Consider the following 2099-nt stretch of genomic DNA (forward strand, 5'->3'; position numbering starts at 1 on the left):
ATCTAAAGTTAGTCTATACTCAGTTTTACAAGCTGTTTTTGGCAACAATTCGATCGCAAGTTTCACATAATTAAATGCGGATTGATAAGCTGCCGATGCTTTGGCTTTCTGTGCCGCTAGCAAGTTTAATTTTGCCAGTTCATAGCTCTCAGATTGTTGCCTAATTAACGCTCTACCTTGGTTTAGGTGATTGACTATTTCAAATATTTCTTGGTTTTCCTTATTTGGGGGGGTATTTTGCAGTAGCAACTGTCCGATTTGCCAATGCACTGCTTGCTTGTCTTCCGCAGGAATAAGGGAGTAAACTGCTTGTTGGATACGATCGTGGGCAAACTTATATTCAACATTTACTTGGCCGACCAAATCTTGTACATCGAGGTCTAATAGTTTGTAAGTATCGCTTAAAGGTAAGATTAAATTTTCTGCAATTGCTTGCCACAAATCGCCTGCTGTTTCTCGGAGAGATTTTTCATAGACTACTGCTAGAGTTTGGAGGTCAAATTGATTACCAATACAAGCGCCTAGTTTCAACACTGCTTGTGTTTGCTCTGGCAATTTTTGAATTTTTCCTGCCATCAGTTCAACTACATTATCAGTAAAGCCCCGCTTTTTAATTTCCGGTAAATTATACTGCCAACTGCCTTGCTGATAGTCAAAAGAAATTAATCCTTCTGCGTAGAGAGCTTTTAAGAATTCATTGATAAAGAAAGGATTACCGCCTGTTTTAGCTACTGTTAATTTTGCCAGGGGTAAAGCTGTCTCCGAGTCGCAATGAAGGGTATCGACTATTAACTGATTAACATCGGACAATTTTAGTGGAGAAAGGAAGATGCGATCGATCGTTGCATTAGCCTTCTCGATCTCTGCCAAGGTCAGCATGAGGGGATGAGCTTCGCTGACTTCGTTGTCCCGATAGGCTCCAATTAAATACAGATATTTACTATCTGCCGCCGTCATCAAACGTTCAATTAATTTTAGCGAAGCACCATCGCTCCACTGTAAATCGTCTAAGAAAATGCAGAGGGGATGTTGTGGTTGAGTAAATACTTTTATGAATTTCCCAAAAACGAGATTAAACCGATTTTCTGCTTCCGCAGGTGCTAAAATTGGTACTTCTGGTTGCTGTCCGATAATTAGTTCTAATTCGGGGATTACTTCTATCATCACTTGACCGTTTGAACCCAAAGCAACCAGCAATTTTTCACGCCAAGCGGCTATTTGAGCTTGACTTTCTGTTAGTAGCTGTAGGATTAAAGAACGAAATGCTTGGATAAGGGATGCGTAAGGTATATTGCGTTGAAATTGATCGAATTTACCGGCAATAAAATATCCTCGCGAGCCGGTGATGGGTTTATAAACTTCCTGTACTAAAGCTGATTTACCAATCCCGGAATATCCAGCCACCAACATTAATTCGCTGGCTCCCAAGCTAACGCGATCGAAGGATGCCAATAAGGTTTCAATTTCTTTTTCTCGGCCATACAATTTTTGGGGAATTTGAAAGCGATCGGAAGCATCGGCACGCCCTAGAGGGAAGGGCTCGATTTGCTTTTTCCGCTGCCATTGATGCAGACATTGCTCCAAATCTGCTTTCAGTCCGTAGGCAGATTGGTAGCGGTCTTCGGCATTTTTTGCCATTAATTTGAGGACGATTTGTGAAATTATTTGGGGAATTTCCGGTTTGAGTTCGTGCGGCGGTAAGGGAACTTTGGCAATATGGCAATGCACCAGTTCGATCGCATCTTCTATGGGAAAGGGTAACTCGCCCGTTAGTAACTGGTAGAATGTGACTCCCAGCGAGTAAAGATCTGTGCGGTAATCGATGGGACGGTTCATGCGTCCGGTTTGCTCTGGCGAGATATAGGCCAGCGTTCCTTCTAAGATATTTGGATTGCGAAAAGTTGCATTTTCTCGCGAAATAACTGTAGAAATTCCAAAATCAATGAGTTTTACTTGCCCGGTAGTTGGATTCAGAATAATATTTGCTGGGTTAATATCTTTGTGGATAATATGCTGCTGGTGAATTTGACCCAAAATTTCGCTAATCTGAATAGCTACTGTTAAAAAATCTGCCAAAGAACCTAACCCCCCAAACTCTG

1 protein-coding gene is annotated in these 2099 nt (G+C 41.6%); it reads right to left on the reverse strand.

What is annotated here, in order from left to right; genetic code table 11:
- Positions 1-2076: serine/threonine-protein kinase PknK (locus tag H6S82_RS30685; RefSeq protein ID WP_242057176.1), on the reverse strand; the 2076-nt coding region annotated here is incomplete at its 3' end.
- Between the last annotated feature and the right edge of the window lie 23 nt (positions 2077-2099).

This window comes from Planktothrix sp. FACHB-1355, assembly GCF_014748295.1.
Taxonomy (GTDB): domain Bacteria; phylum Cyanobacteriota; class Cyanobacteriia; order Cyanobacteriales; family Aerosakkonemataceae; genus Aerosakkonema; species Aerosakkonema funiforme_A.